This window comes from Actinoallomurus sp. NPDC052308 (assembly GCF_040679195.1).
Lineage (GTDB): Bacteria > Actinomycetota > Actinomycetes > Streptosporangiales > Streptosporangiaceae > Actinoallomurus > Actinoallomurus liliacearum.
The window spans coordinates 1-16,419 of the sequence record NZ_JBFAUM010000049.1 but is presented as its reverse complement, the minus strand read 5'-3'; the positions used below and the strand labels follow the sequence as shown (position 1 = coordinate 16,419).

Below are 16,419 nucleotides of genomic sequence, written 5' to 3'. Positions count from 1 at the left end.
TCATGGCGTAGGCACCGTTTCGTGCCTACGGCATGAACGCCGATATCGAGCCTTCCGTACGCGTCCCGAATGACCGGTCGTTTCCGCCGTCCACGACTCTGGTGACGGCTTCACGAGCCGCGATGCCGACGGACTCGGGATCGTCGAGGTCGAAACCGACCGCGAGCCCGTCTTTGAGCAGCATGAGGATCTCCGCGGTGCGCGCGGAGTCAGGGTGTCCCTCGGCGGCCAGTAGGTCGCGGAACAGCCGGCGGTTCCAGTCTCGGTGCTCGTCGATGGCCTGGCGCACGGGGTGGGCGGGATCGGGGTACTCCGCCGCGGTATTGATGAACGCGCAACCGCGATAGGTGGGTTCGGCGCCGAACTCACACATCTTCTGGAAAGCGAGCAGCAGCGTCTCACGGGGGGTGGCGGCCGCGGACTCTTCGACCAGCCGGCGTTGCTGGCGGCTCTGCTCGACGATGTAGGCGCGGACGAGGTCGTCCTTGCTCCGGAAGTGATGGTAGAAGGTCGCTTTGGCCACGCCGGCCTCGGCGATGATGCGGTCGATGCCCACCGCGTGCACGCCCTCGGCGTAGAACAGGCGCGTGGCGGTCTCGAAGATGCGAGCCCAGGCCGGACTCTGCGGGCGACGCGCCGGCGAATGAGAGTTCACCCCTTGACGGTACTGGACAGGTCTGTCTAGCATCGAACCACTGAACGAACAGACAGGTCTGTCTACCATCGAAGGACTGGACATGAGCCGATACACCGCCGTCGCCACCGCCACCGGCCGCGACGGCCGCGCGACGACCTCCGACGGCATGCTGGACGTCAAGCTGGCCCTGCAGAAGGAGCTGGGCGGCGACGGCGACGGCACCAACCCCGAGCAGTTGTTCGCGGCCGGCTATGCCGCCTGTTTCGCGAGTGCCCTGCAGCTGGTCGCGGGAAAGAAGAAGGTCGACGTCACCGGCATGTCGATCACCGCCGAGGTCGGTCTCAGCCCGAACGGCAAGGGCGGCTTCGGCCTCGACGTCACCCTGCGGGCCAAGCTGCCCGACGGCCTGTCCCCGGAGGTCGCCCAGGATCTGCTGGACACGACCCACCAGGTGTGCCCCTACTCCAACGCCACCCGGGGCAACATCCCCGTCGACCTCGTGACCGAGTGACCACCCCGGCCGGATTCTCACCGGCCTTTAATGGTCGGCTCAGGGACCGCTGACGTCCGTCGCCGACCGTGGTCTCATGACTTCGATGACCTCCGGACCACCCCGGCAGGCCGAGCCGGAGCACGGCATGCCGGCCGCCCGTGGCGGTCACCTCGTCCGCCGGGTGCTCCGCGGGCCCGCCGAGGATCCCGTGTGGGCGCGCCCCGCCCTGTTCGGCCTGCTCGCCGCCACGGCGGTGCTGTACGTGTGGGGGCTGGGCGCCTCCGGCTGGGCGAACTCCTTCTACTCGGCCGCCGTCCAGGCCGGAACGCGCAGCTGGAAGGCGTTCTTCTTCGGATCGTCGGACGCGTCGAACTTCATCACCGTCGACAAGACGCCGATGGCGCTGTGGCCGATGGAGTTGTCCGCGCGGGTCTTCGGGGTGAACGCCTGGAGCATCCTGGTGCCGCAGGCGCTCATGGGCGTCGCGACCGTCGGGGTGGTGTACGCGGCGGTGCGGCGTTCGCTCGGCCGGTACGGCGACCGTACGGCGATCGCGGGAGCGCTGCTGGCCGGGGCGGTCCTGGCGGCCACCCCGGTGGCCGCGCTGATGTTCCGCTTCAACAATCCGGACGCGCTGCTCGTGCTGCTCCTCACGCTCGGCGCGTACGGGGTCGTGCGGGCGGTGGAGGGCGCGAGCACCCGGTGGCTGGTGTTCGCGGCGTCCTGTGTGGGGCTGGGCTTCCTCGCCAAGATGCTGCAGGCGTTCCTCGTCGTGCCGGCGTTCGCGCTGGTGTACCTGCTGCTGGCGCCGGCGCCCGTACGGCGGCGGATCGGGCAACTGCTCCTCGCCGGGGTCGCGCTGGTCGTCGCGGCGGGATGGTGGGTCGCGGTCGTCGCCCTGGTGCCGGCGGGCTCCCGGCCGTACATCGGCGGTTCCCAGCACGACAGCGTCCTGGAGCTGGCCCTGGGCTACAACGGCCTCGGGCGGCTGAACGGCGACGAGACCGGCGGGCTCGGCAACCTGAACCAGGACGCGGGCCTGACGCGGATGTTCGGCGCCGAACTCGGCGGGCAGGTCGCGTGGCTGCTGCCGGCCGCGCTGGTCCTGCTCGTCGCCGGGCTGTGGCTGACGCGGGGCCGGGAACGCCGCCGCGAGCTCGCCGGGTTCGCGCTGTGGGGCGGCTGGCTGCTGGTGACCGGCCTGGTGTTCAGCCTCATGCAGGGGATCTTCCACGGGTACTACACGGTCGCGCTGGCCCCGGCGGTCGCGGCCCTCACCGGCATGGGCGGGGCGGTGCTGTGGCGGGAGCGGCACCGGCCGGTCGCGTCGTTCACGCTCGCCGGGACCGTCGCGCTGACCGCCTGGTGGTCGTACGTCCTGCTCGGCCGTACGCCGGACTTCCTGCCCTGGCTGCGACTGGTCGTGCTGGTCGGCGGCCTGCTGGCCGCCGCGCTGCTGGCCTCGGCCGGCCGCGCCCCGCGCCGGCTGCTCGGCGCGGCACTGGCCGTCGCGGTCCTGAGCTCGATCGCCGGACCGGCCGCGTACGCCGTCGAGACGGCCGGCACGCCGCACACCGGAGCGATCCCGACGGCGGGTCCGTCGTCCGGCGGGATGCCGGGGTTCGGCGGCCGTCCCGGCGGGATGGGGCGCGGTTTCCGGGCGCAGGGCGGCGGCCGTGGCGGGTTCCCCGGCGGCGGTTTCCCTGGTGGTGGAACCGGAGGCGGGTTCCCCGGAGGCGGCTTCCCCGGTGGCGCGCGCACCGGCAACGGAGGGGGCCCGCAGGCGCCGGGCGGCGGCGGACGAGGCCCGGGGGCGGGCGGCGGGCCCGGCGGGCTGCTGAACGCCACCACGCCGAGCGCCGCACTGACCGCCGCGCTGAAGCAGAACGCCCGCTCGTACACCTGGGTCGCCGCGACGGTCGGATCGAACAACGCCTCCGGGTACCAACTGGCGGCCGGCGAGCCGGTGATGGCGATCGGCGGGTTCAACGGCACCGACCCGGCGCCGAGCCTGCAGCGGTTCCAGGAGTACGTCCGCGCGGGGCGGATCCACTACTTCATCGGCGGGTCGACGATGGGGATGGGGCGGGGCGCGAGCTCCGGTGGCAGTGACGTGGCGCAGCGGATCGCGACCTGGGTGCAGCAGAACTACACCGCCAAGACGGTCGGCGGCACGACGGTGTACGACCTGTCGACGAAGGCGACGGGCACGGCGTGACGACGCGGAATATTCGGGAACGATATTCGTTGTCATGCTCGGTGCGGAAGGACCGCACGGCCTCAGAGGGGAGACCACCGTGGCGAGGAACCAGCTCCGGCCGGTCGTGAAGCTTCGGTCCACGGCGGGCACCGGCTACACGTACGTGACCCGCAAGAACCGCCGGAACGATCCCGACCGTCTCACGCTCAGCAAGTACGACCCGATCGCCCGGCGCCACGTCGCCTTCCGCGAAGAGCGCTGAGCACGGCGACCGGGCGACGACGCGCGCCGGCGCGTGGCGGCCACGCCACCACATGACTGGCGCGCGTGTGACGGGGCGGGTCGGATGGCGGCGGGCGTCAGCGGGTGGCGGTGACGTCCGAGACCCGCAGGCTCGTGGCCAGGTCGGCGTACTGCCGCAGGCCGACCTGGCCGAGGCCGCCGGTGGCGTCGTCCACGTTCCAGACCGCGATCGCCAGGGTGTTGCGGCCGTCGGTGCGCAGGATCCCCGGCGGGATCGGGAAGGTGTGCTGCGGGCCGACGTCGTTGACGTACCGGCCGAGCTGCCAGCCGTTCACGAACAGCAGCGCGCGGTAGTGCCGGGACGGGTCGTCGGTGAACGTCACGCCGAGCGGCACGTCCTGGCCCTTCGGCAGGCGCAGGTCGAACGTCGTCCTGTACCAGGAGATCCCGGGCGTCGTGTCGCGGTGCGGCAGTGTCGTGGCCGTCCAGCCGGCGCCGGTGCGGCCGGGCAGGTGCCAGCCGTTCCGCTCGCCGAACAGGCCGCCGGTGTTGAACGGGCCGCGCGCGGGGTCGGACAGATTCTCCCCGCCCGCGCCGCCCTGGATCCGCCAGGTGAGCGCGGCGGCCGAGCCGAGGAGCGCGGCGTTGGTCAGGCCGCGCGGCTCCTTGTGCGAGTCGGTCGCGTCGAAGTCCTCGTTGTGCCCCATGTTCTCCACGAGCACCGAGAGCACGTTGTCCCGCCCCTTCGCCACCGAGCCGTCGGGGAAGGCGAACGTGTGCAGGCCGTCCCCGGTGCTGCCCAGGAACCTCCCGTTGAGCCACGCCGAGTAGACGCCGGCCCGGCCGGTCCCCGCCGTCAGGGCGATCCCGGTCTCCCCGCCCGTCGCGGTGAAGTGCGCCCGGTACCAGACGTCGCCGTGGTGGAACCCGTAGTCGTCCGCGTACAGCACCGGCAGCGTGGCGGGCTGCGTCGGGTTGTCGGTCGTCGTGTGGTCCGCGACCGTCCAGCCGCGATCGTCGAAGCCCGGCTGGGCCTCGGGTGACTCCCGCCGCGTCTTCCAGCCGGTCAGCGCCGGGAGGGTGACGGGCCGGGGCCCGGCCAGCCGCCCGGTGAGGGTGTCGTGCCCGGCCGTCCGTACGGGCGCGCCGTTCCACGTGACCGCCCGTACGGACGGTGCGGCGAAGACCTCCAGGCCGGTCGGCGCGGACGTGTCGCCGGTGAGGGCCAGCACCGATCCGTGGACCGCCGCGGACCGTACGAGCTCCGGGCCGCGGACGAGGACGGGCCCGGCGGTGGTGTCCTGCCGCCAGAACCGCGCCGCCTCCTGGTCCGTCGCGAGCAGGAGCAACAGCGGCACGCCGTCGCGCGGCGTGACGAGCACGCGCGCCAGGCCCTGGTGCGCGTAGTTCAGCCGCAGGTCCCCGCGGCCGGCGTCCCAGACGTGCCGTACGTCCCCGGACAGCACGGTCACCGCCGGTTCGGCGGCGTAGTGCAGCACGGTCTCGCCGTCCTCCCCCTGGCGCCCGTACAGCAGGGCGACGTCCCGGCCGCCGATGCGGCCGTGCGTCATGATCTCCGAGGTGGAGTACCGCAGCTCCTGTGCGCCGAGCCGGTAGCCGGCGACCAGCAGCTTGGAATCACGTCCCGCGAGGGTGATGTCCGTGCCCGGCTCCTGGGGGACGGACGGGTAGTACGGCTCGGCGCCGCCCTGCGGCCCCGCCGACAGGTCGATGGCGTCCACGATGACGTACGCGCCGCTCGCCGCGGGATCGCTCGTCCCGGTCGCGACGATCTTCAGCGTGTGGGTGGTGTCCGCCAGCCCCTCGGCCTTGTAGAACACCTCCTGGAAGAGCTTCGAGGTCCCGTACCCGTCGACGGTCGCGACCTTGGCCCCGTCGAGGTAGACGTCGGCGATGCCGTGGTTCGTCTCGTGCGAGGAGATCCAGCGGACCGCCGTGCCGGTGAACGTCACCGTCACCGACGCGCCCGCCCGGTCGCTGTAGGACTCGGTGTCCCGGTAGTCGCCGCTCGTCCAGTCCTGGCCCGAGGCGTGGCTCCAGCCGTCCCCCGCGTACTCCAGCGCGGAGTCCGTGTCGTCGTACGTGTAGTGCGGGGGCCGGGCGTTCAGGTCGATCGGCAGGTGCGTGGTCTCGGTCGTCGTCGACGTGCCGTCCCGGTGCCGCAGCACGTAGAAGTGCGTGTCGTCGTCCGGGTTCGCCCGGGCGGCCAGGCTCACGGCGGCGTTCGTCGGCCCGCCGGTCGCGACCGGGTCGGTCTTGGTCAGCGGCGCCACCGCCCGCGTCAGGTACCCGAGCCGCTTGGCCTCGTCGTACTTCGGCGTCAGCTCCCGGTCCTCCTTGATGGCCGCGCCGTAGTCGTACGACGTGTAGACCTGGCTCGGATCGGCGAGCCAGCCCCACGACGTCCCGCCGTACGTCATGTAGAAGTTCTGCAGCGTCGCGCCGTTCGCGATGTTGTTCTCGTAGAAGACCTTCTCGAAGTCGGGGCCGGTGAGCTGCCGGCACTTGTCGTAACCGGGACCGCCCCACGGGTCGAACGCCCCGCCCTGGAACTCCGGGGTGAAGATCGGCGCGTCGTCCCGGAAGCGCGGCAGCGTGCTCACCCCGTTCCACCGGTCCGGGGTCGAGCAGTTGAACCCTTGCGGGTAACTGTCCCGGCCCGGGAGGTCGACCGCGCCGGGGCCGGTCGCCCACGTCGAGGCGCCGCAGCAGTGGTTGTGCGTGAGCGGCACGTCGATGCCGTCGGCGCGCACCTGCTGCTCCAGATCCGTCATGTACGCCGTGTCGGTGTTGGACCCGTACTCGTTCTCGATCTGGTAGAGGATCACCGGACCGGTGCCGTGCGTGAACCGGTGCCGCGCGATGATCGGGTCGACGTGCCGCAGCCACTCCCGGTACGCCTCGGTGTAGTCGGGAGCACTCGACCGCGCCCGGCCCTTCTGCGTCGTCAGCCAGCCGGGGAACCCGCCGCTGTCGGTCTCGGCGTTGATGTACGGCCCCGGGCGCGCGATCACGTAGATGCCCACCTGCTGCGCGATGTCGAGGAGCCGGTCGATGTCCCGTACGCCGGTGAAGTCGTACACGCCGCGCTTCGGCGAGTGGTAGGCCCAGTCGAAGTAGATGGAGGTGGCGTTGTACCCGGCCGCCTTGAACTTCTGCAGCACGTCCCGCCACAGGTCGGGACTCGGCAGCCGCCAGTAGTGGAACTCCGCCGACCACAGGTAGACCCGTTCGCCGTCGAGCTTCAGCGAGTAGTGGTCGTACGTCACCGTGTGCGTCCGCCCCGTGGTGGCCGTCCCGCGCCGAGCGGCCGAGGCCGGCGCGCCGCCGTACGCGAGGGCCAGGGCGGCGACGGCGAGGAGGACGAGCAGGCGGCGGACACCAAGCAGGGGGCGCACGACGGCACCTTTCGCTCAGGGCAGGCGGGGACCTTTCTTCACACGCGGAGTCAATATCGGTAGATCATCCGTGTCAATGGAGATCGTGGGGGTCCCGGCCGGATCAGGCCACCCGGACCACCAGGCTTTTGATCGGACCGCTCTCACCGGTGACGCACGAACGCCGCGAAGTCCGTACACTCAGAGCCGATCGATTGAGCGCCCATAGCTCAGCTGGATAGAGCATCGGACTTCTAATCCGACGGTCGGGGGTTCGAATCCCTCTGGGCGCGCCACCACTCGACCCACCTCGAACAGCGTCGTCAGTGCGCGTCGCCGGCGTCGGTCCGCTGGATGCCCGCACGGCGACCGCTGTTCCCCTGGCCGACCAGGGCAACGAGCAGAGCGGCCCCCTGGACGGGAGCCGCTCCATGTTCGGCCTCGGCCGGATCCGGCCGAGAAGGTCGCTGTTTCGGGAAGGGATCTTCTAGCCCCTGCTGTTCAACGCTTCGAAGAAGGCGAAGACCAGCATGACGGCGATCATGAAGACGACACTGACCGTGGCGGCCCCCTCGACGTCACCGCCGAAGAGCAGGAGCGGCCCTCCGGTGAGGACACCGACGAGGATGACGAAGAGGACCAACGTCCCGTTCGCAACCTTGATGACCCGCTGGGTCCGGTCCGGGGTGTTGTCGTGGTTTTCCATGCGGAATCACAACCTTGGGCTTCTCTAGGCTGGGCCCTCGAACATGCGAAGGCGGCGTAGGTCCTTGTCGACCGCGCCAATGGGGACAGTGCACGAACGGGGACGGCGCGCAACCCATGCGGCACTCGCCATCGCGGACACCGGTGAACAGCCGAGTGTCCGGCGCCTTGTCGAGACCTTCGAGGTGCGCGGAGAAGCTTCGTGAGCGGCGGCGGACACGGCACGCGCCGCTCTTCGTCGTCAGGTCAGTGCTTGAGTTGCCTGCGCTGCTTCGAACAGCGTCGTCAGTGCGCGTCACCGATGCCGGCCCGCTGGATGCCCGCACGGTGACCGGCGCTCATTTGACCGACCGGCGCCACGAGCAGAGCGGCCCCCTGGACGGGAGCCGCTCGATGTTCGGCCTCGGCCGGGTCCGGCCGAGAGTGATCGCCGGTCCGGCGACGGCGCTCTCCTAGCGGCCGCCGCGGCGGACGATGAGCGTGGCGACGATGAGGGTCACGGCGGCGACGCAGACGCCGACCGAGAAGGCGACGATGGTGTCGCCGATGATCTTCTTCGTCACGCAGCCGGCGATGACGCCGAGACTGAAGGCGATCATGTTCACCCCCTGGATGACCTCGGGGGACACCGGGCCGGTCGTCTGGGGGGCACCGTTGTGGTCGTCCATGTGGATCACAACCTTCTGTTCTCTTGATTGGGCTGGAGCATTCGACAGCGACACCGGTCCTTGCCGACCGGGCCGACACTGACTGTGCGAGGTCGAGGCCGGCGTGCAACCCGTGCGGCGCCCGCCGTCGCGGGCGACCGCACATTCACCCCGGCCCCGGGGAGACAAGGCGGCTTTTCTAAAAGCAAGTTTCATTGGTGATAGATTCGCGGTCCTCGGACGAAAGGATGACGATGACCGTGATGGAGCAGGCCGCCCAGGCGATGCGCGCACTGGCCCTCGACGAGGGCCTCAAGGACCGGGTCGCCGCGGATCCCGCCCTGCGCGCGCTGGCCTGGCGGGTGGCCGAACGGTATGTCGGCGGCCGGACCATTCCCGAGGCGCTCGCGCGGGCCGCCCTGCTCAACGCGGAGGGCGAGTCCGTCTCCCTCGACTACATGGGCGAGAGCTGCCGGGACGCCGATCTGGCGGTGGCCGAGACCGAGGTGTTCCTGGACCTGTCACGGCAGGCCGCGGCCGGCGGGACGAACTGCTCGGTGTCCCTCGACCTCTCGCACATCGGCTCCGTGGTGGACCGGGAGCTGGGGCTGGCCAACGCCACCCGGCTGGCCGAGGCCACCGCCGCCGCGGGACAGGAGATGATGATCTCGATGGAGGGGTCCGACCGTACGGACCTCATCCTGTGGACCCACGAACGCCTCTGCGAGCGTTTCGACCACGTCGGTGTCACCATCCAGGCCCGTCTGCACCGGACGGCCGAGGACCTGCCCCGCCTGCTTCAGCGCCCTGGCCGCATCCGCCTGGTGAAGGGCTCCTACCTCGAAGCCGAGACCGTCGCCCTCCCCCGCGACAGCCGTGAGCTGCGGGCGGCCTACCTCGCGTACGCGACCCGCCTGCTGGACGGCGGCCACCTCTGCTCGATCGCCACCCACGACCTCGACCTCCTCGACGAGTTGCAGCCGCGCATGCGGCGGGACTCCGGCGCGTACGAGGTCGAGATCCTGCTGGGACTCGGCGCCGATCGGCTGCGGACGATGCGGGACCGCGGGCATCCGGTCAGGGAGTACATCGTGTTCGGCACCCAGTGGTGGCTGTACGTCTGCAGCCGCGTCGGCGAGGACCCGACCCGGCTGCTCCAGGCTCTGGTGGACGCCACCCGGGACGACGGTCATTCCTGATCGCCGCCGCGCGTCGTCAGCCCGGGGAGACGAAGCCGGACTCGTACGCCGTGATGACCGCCTGGGTGCGGTCCCGTGCCCCGAGTTTCGCCAGTACGGAACTCACGTGCGATTTGACGGTCTCGGTCCCCACCACGAGGCGGTCGGCGATCTCCGCGTTCGACAGGCCGCGTGTCATGAGACGCAGCACCTCCTCTTCCCGCTGGGTCAGCGCGGCGCGCTCCATGGCCGTCCGGGCCTCGGCGTTGCCGTGGTCCTCGCCGTACGAGGCGGCCAACTGCCGGACGGCCGCCGGGAACAGCAACGAGTCGCCTTCGGCCACGAGTCGCATGGCGTGCACGATCTCCGCCGGCCGGGCCCGTTTGAGCAGGAATCCGTCGGCGCCCGCGCGCAGCGCCCCGTACACGCACTCGTCGTTCTCGAACGTCGTCACCATGACGATCTTCGGCGGATCCGGCACCGTGCGCAGCACCGCCCGCGTGGCCTCGATGCCGTCCATCAGCGGCATCCGTACGTCCATGGCCACGACGTCGGGGCGCAGTCGGCGTACCAGCGGGATCACGGCCGCGCCGTCGGCCGCCTCGCCCACCACCTCGATGTCCGGCTGGGCCTCCAGTACGGCGCGCAGGCCCGCCCGTACCAGCGGCTCGTCGTCCACAAGGAGGATCGTGAGCGGCATCCGGTCAGCCTAAGTCAGCGCAGCGGCAGGTCGACGTGCAGCAGCCAGTCGCAGCCGTCCTCGCCCGCGCGGGCCTCGCCGCCGAGGAACGCGGCGCGCTCCCGTACCCCCCGCAGCCCGCTCCCGCCGCCGGTGCCGGATACCGCGACCGCCGCGGGCAGGGGATTGCGCACCTCGAGTCGCAGCCGCGTCTCGTCCACGGAGATCCGGACCCGGATCGGCACGGGACCCGCGTGCCGCAGCACGTTGGTGAGAGCCTCCTGGAGGATCCGGTAACCCTCGCGGGACACCGGGGCCGGCACCCGGTCCAACGGCCCGCTCACCTCGGCGTCGACCTGTGCGCCGGAAGCCCGAGCGGAGTCCAGCAGCCGGTCCGCCTCGCCGAGGGCGGGCCGGGCGCCGGCCGGCCGCGCCGTGTCGCGCAGCACCATCAGGACCCGTTCCAGGTCCTCCAACGCGGCCCGGCCGGTCTCCTCGATGGTCTCCAGCGCCCGGTCCGTGAAGTCCGGATCGGCGGACGCGCGGGCGGCACCCGCCTGCACCACCGCGAGAGTCAGGGCGTGGCCGAGGGAGTCGTGCAACTCCCTGGCGATGCGGTTGCGCTCCAGCAGCCGCTCGGTGCGCTCTTCCAACGCGGCCAGCCGCTCCTTCGCGGAGGGTCCGAGCAGCCGGCGGGCGGCCTTCGCCATGAGGGCGCCCGCGCCGACCACCACCGCGGCCAGCGCGAGCACGGGAACCGGGATCAGCAGGGCGTACGCCCAGCCCGTACCGGAGATTCGCACCAGTGAGTCGGCCACGCCGGGATCTCCGGCGGCCGCCCCGGCGAACGACAGGGAGAGCGCCATCGACTGCTCCGTCGCCACGGCGACGGCGAGCCCCGCCTCCAGTCGCAGCACCAGCCAGGCGCCGGTTCTGGCCCGGTGGCTCCATGAAGCGGACGGCACGGCGGAGATTCCCGGATCCTCCTTGCTCCCCACCCGCGCGTGCGAGCCGGGGAACAGCATCAGCCGCGCCTGCAACCCCTCCGCCCGGCGCATCCCGGGCACCATCGCCGCGGCCAGGACCAGGGGAATCGGCAGGACGGCGATGAGCACCCAGTCGGACGGCGTCGGGCTGATCAGTCCGGGATAGGCCATGGCGCAGCCGAACGGCACGATCGATCCCACGAGCAGGTGCAGCCAGCGGGTGTACGTGACCGCACGCGTCAGCGGCGACAGGAGGCCTGGCATGCGGTCATCGTGGCAGACCGGGAACACCGGGTCTCCCCCCGTACGGGGGAGACGGACTCCTCCGACGGGGGGCGCGGGGGCCCGGCCCGTACGGCGACGCTGAGGCCATGATCGGCATCGACCTCGAAGACCTCACGAAGGAGTACGGCGGCACCCGGGCCGTCGACCGGCTGACGCTGAGCGTCGAGCCGGGCCGGGTCACCGGGTTCCTCGGGCCCAACGGCGCCGGGAAGTCCACCACCATGCGCCTCGTCCTCGGCCTCGACCGCCCCACCGCCGGAACCGCGACGGTCGGCGGCCGGCCGTACGCGACCCTTCGGGAGCCCCTGCGCACCGTGGGCGCCCTGCTGGACCCGCAGGCCGCCCACGGTTCCCGTACCGCCCTGGACCATCTGCGGTTCCTCGCGGCCGGCAATCGGATCCCGGACCGCCGCGTGGACGAGGTCCTGCGGGACACCGGTCTGGCCACGGCGGCACGCCGCCGCGTCAGGACCTTCTCGCTCGGCATGCGTCAGCGCCTCGGCATCGCCGCCGCGCTGCTCGGCGACCCGGCCGTCCTCCTGCTGGACGAACCGGCCAACGGCCTGGACCCGGAAGGCATCGTCTGGATCCGCGAGTTGCTGCGCCGGCTCGCCCGCGAGGGCCGCACGGTCCTGGTCTCCAGCCACCTGATGAACGAGACCGCGACGTTCGCCGACCACCTCGTCGTCCTCGGCCGGGGCCGGCTCCTCGCCGATCTCCCCATGCGGGACTTCATCGAACGGCACAGCGACGCGCGCGTACGCGTACGATCCGGCGACCCGGCCCGGCTGCGAGCCGCGCTGCTGACCGGCGGATACGCGGTCATCGGAGGCGATGACGGCCGGCTGGTCGTCGAAGGCGCCGAAGCCGCGCAGGTCGGAGCCATCGCCGCCCGCGAGGGCATCGCCGTTCTCGAACTCGCCGACGAACGCGCGTCCCTCGAGCAGGCGTATCTCGCTCTCACCGCGGCGGAGACGGAATTCGCCGCCGCCGCTCCGAAGGGAGCCTGACCATGACGGAGCTCTCCGCCGCCACCGCCTCTCCGACCGTCCTTCAGGGAGTCTGACCATGCCCGTCACAGCGGTACTCCGCTCCGAGTGGATCAAGATCCGGTCGGTCCGGGCGAGCTTCGGCTCGCTCATCGCGGTCTTCGCCGCGGCCCTCGCCATCACTCTGCTCGTCTTCGCCACCGTCGGCCGAGCCGAGGCGGACAACGGCGGGGACCCCGTCTTCGGAGCCTTCTACGCGATCAACTTCGCGCAGATCGCGGCCATCGCCTTCGGGGCCACCGCGGTGTCCTCCGAGTACGCCGGCGGCGCCCTGCGGGTCTCGCTGTCCGCCGTGCCGCGCCGGGACCTGTTCTACGCCGCCAAGATGGCGGTTCTGGCCGGCGCGGCCCTCGTCGTAGGGCTCGCCGCCTCCTTCGCCACCTTCTTCACCGGGCAGGCGTTCCTGGGGAGGTACGCCATCGGCCTGGGCGAACCGGGCGCGCTGCGGGCCTGCCTCGGCGCCGGGATCTACCTCGCCCTGATGGCCTTGTTCGCCGCGGGGCTCACCTTCCTGCTGCGCAGCGCCGTTGCGGTGCTGAGCCTGCTCATCCCGTTCATCCTGATCGTGTCCTTCGTCGTCGGGGACATCGCCGGCGGAGCCGCCGCCTACCTGCCGGACCGGGCCGGGCAACAGGTGCTGCGCCAGGACACCACGGGAGGCCCCGGCCCCTGGACGGGGCTCGGGGTGACCGCGCTGTGGGCGGCGGCCGCGCTGCTGGCCGGTTGGCAGGCGGTGCGCCGCCGCGACGCCTGACGCCCCGGTCCAAGGCCTCGGCGCACCATTTGAGGGGCGCGCCGGGCCGGGCGGCGGCCGCGTCGGGACTGATCAGCGGGTCCACTCCGGGTCGCGGCCGAGGTAGCGCAGCAGCGCGGCGGTGGCGTCGTCGGCCGGCCGCGGGTCGAGGGCGGGCGCGTAGGCGAAGCCGCGGAGCGGCTCGGCGATGGCCGTGGCCACCGGCAGGAGGCGCTCGGCCAGTTCGGCGGGGAGCGGCGACGGACGGCCGGTGGCGACCGCGATGTCCCAGGCGTGCACGGCGGCGTCCAGCGCGGCGGCGCCGACGGCGAACTCGGCCGTCATCGGCGCCTGCGGCAGCGGCGTGGGGACGGCCTGCGCGTCCGTCGGCACGGTGGCGAAGGCCCGTGCCGAAACGCCCACGGCGCTCTCGAGCAGGTCCTTGGGGTCGCCGGGCGCGTCGACCGCGGGGTCGAACGGGTTCTCCTCGGGCCCGCCGTCGCCCGTGATAGCGGCGGCGTAGGCGCGCTGGTCACCGGCGGCGTGTCGCAGCACCTGCGCGACGTTCCACTGCTCGCACGGGGTCTTCGCCGCCCAGTCCGCGTCGCCGAGCTCGGCGGTGGATGCGCGCAGCGCGGTGTGGGCCTGCTCGAGAAGCGACCAGGACGTGGCGGTCATGCGAACCTCCGGAAGTACTAGAACGGAACGGATCGTTCCGTTCAAACTTTAGCGGAACGGATCATTCCGTTCAAGCTAGAATCCCGGTCATGGAGCCCAGGACATCCGGCGGGAGAGGACGGGCGGCCGAGGCCGCCCGCAACGACCGCGCGATCCTCGACGCGGCACGAGCGGTGTTCATCCGCGACCCCGAGGCACCGATCGCGGCGGTGGCCGAGGAGGCGGGGGTCGGCGTCGGCGCCCTCTACCGGCGCTACGCCGGCAAGGAGGAACTGCTGCGGACGCTCTGCGAGGACGGCCTGCGGCGCTTCACGGCCATCGCGGAGTCCGCCCTGGCCCGGCAGGACGCTCCGTGGGAGGCGTTCGAGACCTTCGTGCGCGGCGTCATCGACTCGGACGTGCACTCTCTCACCGTGCACCTGGCCGGCACGTTCGCCCCCACTCCGGAGCTGCGGACGCTGGCCGCGCAGGCGTCCGCGCTGGCCGCGCGGATCCTCGACCGCGCGAAGACCGCCGGCGCGCTACGGCCGGACGTGGACGCCAACGACCTGCCGATGATCTTCGATCAGATCACCGCGATCCGTCTCGGCGACGCCGAGCGCACCGCGGCGCTGCGTCACCGCTACCTGACGCCGCTGCTGGACGCGCTGCGCGCCGGCACGCCGACCCGGCCGCTGCCCGCGTCCCCGCCGAGCGACGAGGAGGTCGGAGAACGGTGGCGGCCCCCGGAGCCCGCACACTCCTCGCGGAACCGCCCCCGCCGGTGACTCTCCGTTGCCCAAGGACGACCGGCGAGCCGCGCACGTCGGCACGGTCCAGTACGACTACGCGCAGGCGGGCCAGCGCTACCTGCTCATGCACGACTGGGAGCGGGACGACCTGGTGCACAACCTGGTCACGATGCCGTCCCAGTGCGAGCGCCCCATCCAGGAGCGGATGGTCTGGCACTTCCTGCTCGCCGAGGACGACCTGGGCCTGCGCGTCGGCGAGGGGCTCGGCATCGGCCCGGACGACGTCGCGCGCCTGGAACCGCCGGCGAGCCAGGACCTCACCGAGGAGGACCGGGCACGGCTCGAGAAGCTGGGCCACAACGGGCCGAGGGACGTCAACGGCCTGCGGATGACCCACTGCGTCCCGGACGACCGCGCCACCAAGGTGGGCTGAAAGCGCACGAAGATCACTGGTGATCGGTACGTGGGAGGGGCAGCGGATCGAAGAGCTGGAGATAGCGCGACGCTGGTACCGCACCGCGATCGGGCGCGTCCGGCCCGCTTCTCCGAAGGACGCGCCGCTCCCCGCGGAGCAGGGCGCCGAGCACTATGACGCGGCACGCGAATACCTGTGCGTCCGCGTCGGCTCCTGGGATCAGGAGGTGGTGGCGTCGGTGTTCGTCAACCTCGACGTCCGAGGCCGCACCCTCTACACCGAGACGCACAGGTACGAGCTGCGCCCGATCAAAGCGGCCTACCACGAGGTGGACCGCCTGCCCACGGCGATCTCCCCGAGTGACGTCCGCCTCGTCGCCGCCAAGGCGGTGGTACAGATGGCCGGGGAGGCGATCGGCGCGGCCGTCACCATCTGCACCTTCCCCTACCACTTGCTCCTGCGGGCGCTGAGCAGGAACCGGCCGGTCTCCCCTCGCGATCAGGACGAATTCGGTGCCGAGTTCCCCGCCCGCCGAGCCGACGTCCTCGACTATGGAGCACGACGCAGCGTACGAGAGATCGGCCAGGCTCCCGGCGCTCATCATTTCTTCTAGGACATGGACGTCAAGAAGTACGGGGACATCGTCCAGAAGCGCGTGTCCGAGCTGGTCATCGATTTCCTCGAAGAGAGGAACCTCGACACCGGCGAATACCGCGCCCGGCAGGCGACCATCCTGAACCAGGGAATCATTCAGACCGGCAGCGGGAGAATCGTCAATACCGGCCGGCTCGCCGTGGGCGAGAACGCATCGGCGTAGCGCCGATTTCCGCGAGATGGAGGGATCGATATGACCGATGCGACGAACAACTTCGGGATCGCCCAGTCGGGCGACGGTCAGATCATCAACCTGGGGGCGACGGCCGTCGGCCGTGGGGCCCGGGTCACCCAGCACCAGGCAGCGACCGAGCGGGCCCTGCACGAACTGCAGACCTTGCACGCGCTCTTGAACGAGCAGGCGACGCGGCTCCCGGAGGCGTCTCGCGCCGACGCGGAGACGGCTCTGTCCGAGGTGGCCGACGAGCTCGAAAGTACGGAACCCGACCGGACTCGGCTCGCCGCCGCCCTGTCCCGCCCCACCGGCCTCGTCAAGGCGGTCGCTCCGCTCGCCGAGACGGCCGAGTCACTCCGGCAGACGATCGAAAAGATCACTCTTTCCTGAAGATCCCTGAAGTTCCTGAAGATCCCTGGCGATCGGTGCGCCCTCGTGCGCCGGGCCGGCGATGCGGCCGCGGAGCAGGTCGACCAGTGTCGCGTGCACGTCGGTGAGCGGACGCGCCGGCTGCAGGGTGCGCCAGTCCAGGG

At 71.6% G+C, this 16,419-nt stretch carries 17 protein-coding genes, 1 tRNA gene and 2 pseudogenes; 12 read left to right on the top strand and 8 right to left on the bottom strand.

All coding sequences use genetic code 11. The features are described 5' to 3' along the window. Positions 1 to 25: 25 nt before the first annotated feature. Positions 26 to 655 carry a TetR/AcrR family transcriptional regulator gene (locus AB0L00_RS44435; protein ID WP_364444047.1) on the bottom strand — a complete coding sequence of 210 codons (630 nt, stop codon included), beginning with the start codon at positions 653 to 655 and terminating at the stop codon, positions 26 to 28. A gap of 82 nt (positions 656 to 737) precedes the next feature. Here AB0L00_RS44435 and AB0L00_RS44430 point away from each other — a divergent pair, with 82 nt between their 5' ends. From AB0L00_RS44430 to rpmG, 3 genes are all read left to right on the top strand, one after another. Continuing rightward, positions 738 to 1,148, top strand: coding sequence for an organic hydroperoxide resistance protein (locus AB0L00_RS44430; RefSeq protein ID WP_364444044.1), 411 nt, complete (start codon positions 738 to 740; stop codon positions 1,146 to 1,148). A gap of 76 nt (positions 1,149 to 1,224) precedes the next feature. Continuing rightward, on the top strand, positions 1,225 to 3,348 hold the full coding sequence (locus AB0L00_RS44425) for a glycosyltransferase family 39 protein (RefSeq protein ID WP_364444041.1): 2,124 nt from the start codon (positions 1,225 to 1,227) through the stop codon (positions 3,346 to 3,348). A gap of 79 nt (positions 3,349 to 3,427) precedes the next feature. Continuing rightward, positions 3,428 to 3,592: a 50S ribosomal protein L33 gene (gene rpmG / locus AB0L00_RS44420; protein ID WP_252785535.1), complete on the top strand. Its 165-nt coding sequence runs from the start codon at positions 3,428 to 3,430 to the stop codon at positions 3,590 to 3,592. Positions 3,593 to 3,689: 97 nt separating this feature from the next. Here rpmG and AB0L00_RS44415 read toward each other — a convergent pair whose 3' ends face one another. Further along, entirely contained in the window at positions 3,690 to 6,992 is a 3,303-nt protein-coding gene (locus tag AB0L00_RS44415; RefSeq protein WP_364444038.1) for a beta-galactosidase, read from the bottom strand. 198 nt (positions 6,993 to 7,190) lie between these two features. Here AB0L00_RS44415 and AB0L00_RS44410 point away from each other — a divergent pair. Beyond that, positions 7,191 to 7,267 (top strand) — tRNA-Arg (locus AB0L00_RS44410). A gap of 191 nt (positions 7,268 to 7,458) precedes the next feature. On the opposite strand, the gene AB0L00_RS44405 is transcribed toward AB0L00_RS44410, so the two are convergent. Continuing rightward, complete coding sequence (locus tag AB0L00_RS44405; protein ID WP_364444036.1) at positions 7,459 to 7,677, bottom strand: hypothetical protein; 219 nt, start codon at positions 7,675 to 7,677, stop codon at positions 7,459 to 7,461. A gap of 451 nt (positions 7,678 to 8,128) precedes the next feature. Continuing rightward, entirely contained in the window at positions 8,129 to 8,344 is a 216-nt protein-coding gene (locus AB0L00_RS44400) for a hypothetical protein (RefSeq protein ID WP_364444034.1), read from the bottom strand. A gap of 233 nt (positions 8,345 to 8,577) precedes the next feature. On the opposite strand from AB0L00_RS44400, the gene AB0L00_RS44395 reads away from it, so the two are divergent. After that, a complete protein-coding gene (locus tag AB0L00_RS44395; RefSeq protein ID WP_364444032.1) occupies positions 8,578 to 9,522 on the top strand; it encodes a proline dehydrogenase family protein in 945 nt (314 codons plus the stop codon). Between the two features lie 16 nt (positions 9,523 to 9,538). On the opposite strand, the gene AB0L00_RS44390 is transcribed toward AB0L00_RS44395, so the two are convergent. After that, positions 9,539 to 10,201, bottom strand: coding sequence for a response regulator transcription factor (locus AB0L00_RS44390; RefSeq protein WP_364444030.1), 663 nt, complete (start codon positions 10,199 to 10,201; stop codon positions 9,539 to 9,541). A gap of 14 nt (positions 10,202 to 10,215) precedes the next feature. Next, positions 10,216 to 11,430, bottom strand: coding sequence for a histidine kinase (locus tag AB0L00_RS44385; RefSeq protein ID WP_364444029.1), 1,215 nt, complete (start codon positions 11,428 to 11,430; stop codon positions 10,216 to 10,218). A gap of 107 nt (positions 11,431 to 11,537) precedes the next feature. On the opposite strand from AB0L00_RS44385, the gene AB0L00_RS44380 reads away from it, so the two are divergent. Beyond that, positions 11,538 to 12,461 (top strand): ATP-binding cassette domain-containing protein, encoded by a 924-nt coding sequence (locus AB0L00_RS44380; RefSeq protein WP_364444027.1) that lies wholly within the window; start codon positions 11,538 to 11,540, stop codon positions 12,459 to 12,461. Positions 12,462 to 12,519: 58 nt separating this feature from the next. Further along, the gene (locus AB0L00_RS44375) at positions 12,520 to 13,254 is read left to right on the top strand and encodes an ABC transporter permease (protein ID WP_364444026.1); all 735 of its coding nucleotides are present in this window, start codon (positions 12,520 to 12,522) and stop codon (positions 13,252 to 13,254) included. A 72-nt stretch (positions 13,255 to 13,326) separates the two neighbouring features. Here AB0L00_RS44375 and AB0L00_RS44370 read toward each other — a convergent pair whose 3' ends face one another. Beyond that, positions 13,327 to 13,911 (bottom strand): TIGR03086 family metal-binding protein, encoded by a 585-nt coding sequence (locus AB0L00_RS44370; protein ID WP_364444024.1) that lies wholly within the window; start codon positions 13,909 to 13,911, stop codon positions 13,327 to 13,329. Between the two features lie 89 nt (positions 13,912 to 14,000). Between AB0L00_RS44370 and AB0L00_RS44365 the strand changes: the two genes are divergently transcribed. From AB0L00_RS44365 to AB0L00_RS44345, 5 genes and pseudogenes are all read left to right on the top strand, one after another. Next, positions 14,001 to 14,678 carry a helix-turn-helix domain-containing protein gene (locus tag AB0L00_RS44365; protein ID WP_364444021.1) on the top strand — a complete coding sequence of 226 codons (678 nt, stop codon included), beginning with the start codon at positions 14,001 to 14,003 and terminating at the stop codon, positions 14,676 to 14,678. Between the two features lie 55 nt (positions 14,679 to 14,733). Then, positions 14,734 to 15,075: pseudogene (locus tag AB0L00_RS44360) on the top strand (catalase-related domain-containing protein); the annotation flags it as partial. A gap of 19 nt (positions 15,076 to 15,094) precedes the next feature. After that, the gene (locus tag AB0L00_RS44355; RefSeq protein WP_364444018.1) at positions 15,095 to 15,670 is read left to right on the top strand and encodes a hypothetical protein; all 576 of its coding nucleotides are present in this window, start codon (positions 15,095 to 15,097) and stop codon (positions 15,668 to 15,670) included. Positions 15,671 to 15,673: 3 nt separating this feature from the next. After that, the gene (locus AB0L00_RS44350) at positions 15,674 to 15,874 is read left to right on the top strand and encodes a hypothetical protein (RefSeq protein ID WP_364444016.1); all 201 of its coding nucleotides are present in this window, start codon (positions 15,674 to 15,676) and stop codon (positions 15,872 to 15,874) included. A 30-nt stretch (positions 15,875 to 15,904) separates the two neighbouring features. After that, a complete protein-coding gene (locus AB0L00_RS44345; protein ID WP_364444013.1) occupies positions 15,905 to 16,276 on the top strand; it encodes a hypothetical protein in 372 nt (123 codons plus the stop codon). Here the strand turns inward: AB0L00_RS44345 and AB0L00_RS44340 are convergent. Continuing rightward, a pseudogene (locus AB0L00_RS44340) lies at positions 16,238 to 16,419 on the bottom strand (hypothetical protein); the annotation flags it as partial. The gene AB0L00_RS44345 and the pseudogene AB0L00_RS44340 sit on opposite strands and share 39 nt — an antisense overlap.

What these genes read in the sequence shown, in the direction of transcription:
- AB0L00_RS44430 (WP_364444044.1), top strand. Translation starts at nt 738, where the DNA reads ATGAGCCGATACACCGCCGTCGCCACCGCCACCGGCCGCGACGGCCGC.
- AB0L00_RS44425 (WP_364444041.1), top strand. Translation starts at nt 1,225, where the DNA reads ATGACTTCGATGACCTCCGGACCACCCCGGCAGGCCGAGCCGGAGCAC.
- AB0L00_RS44405 (WP_364444036.1), bottom strand. Translation starts at nt 7,677, where the DNA reads ATGGAAAACCACGACAACACCCCGGACCGGACCCAGCGGGTCATCAAG.
- AB0L00_RS44400 (WP_364444034.1), bottom strand. Translation starts at nt 8,344, where the DNA reads ATGGACGACCACAACGGTGCCCCCCAGACGACCGGCCCGGTGTCCCCC.
- AB0L00_RS44395 (WP_364444032.1), top strand. Translation starts at nt 8,578, where the DNA reads ATGACCGTGATGGAGCAGGCCGCCCAGGCGATGCGCGCACTGGCCCTC.
- AB0L00_RS44390 (WP_364444030.1), bottom strand. Translation starts at nt 10,201, where the DNA reads ATGCCGCTCACGATCCTCCTTGTGGACGACGAGCCGCTGGTACGGGCG.
- AB0L00_RS44385 (WP_364444029.1), bottom strand. Translation starts at nt 11,430, where the DNA reads ATGCCAGGCCTCCTGTCGCCGCTGACGCGTGCGGTCACGTACACCCGC.
- AB0L00_RS44380 (WP_364444027.1), top strand. Translation starts at nt 11,538, where the DNA reads ATGATCGGCATCGACCTCGAAGACCTCACGAAGGAGTACGGCGGCACC.
- AB0L00_RS44375 (WP_364444026.1), top strand. Translation starts at nt 12,520, where the DNA reads ATGCCCGTCACAGCGGTACTCCGCTCCGAGTGGATCAAGATCCGGTCG.
- AB0L00_RS44370 (WP_364444024.1), bottom strand. Translation starts at nt 13,911, where the DNA reads ATGACCGCCACGTCCTGGTCGCTTCTCGAGCAGGCCCACACCGCGCTG.
- AB0L00_RS44365 (WP_364444021.1), top strand. Translation starts at nt 14,001, where the DNA reads ATGGAGCCCAGGACATCCGGCGGGAGAGGACGGGCGGCCGAGGCCGCC.
- AB0L00_RS44350 (WP_364444016.1), top strand. Translation starts at nt 15,674, where the DNA reads ATGGACGTCAAGAAGTACGGGGACATCGTCCAGAAGCGCGTGTCCGAG.
- AB0L00_RS44345 (WP_364444013.1), top strand. Translation starts at nt 15,905, where the DNA reads ATGACCGATGCGACGAACAACTTCGGGATCGCCCAGTCGGGCGACGGT.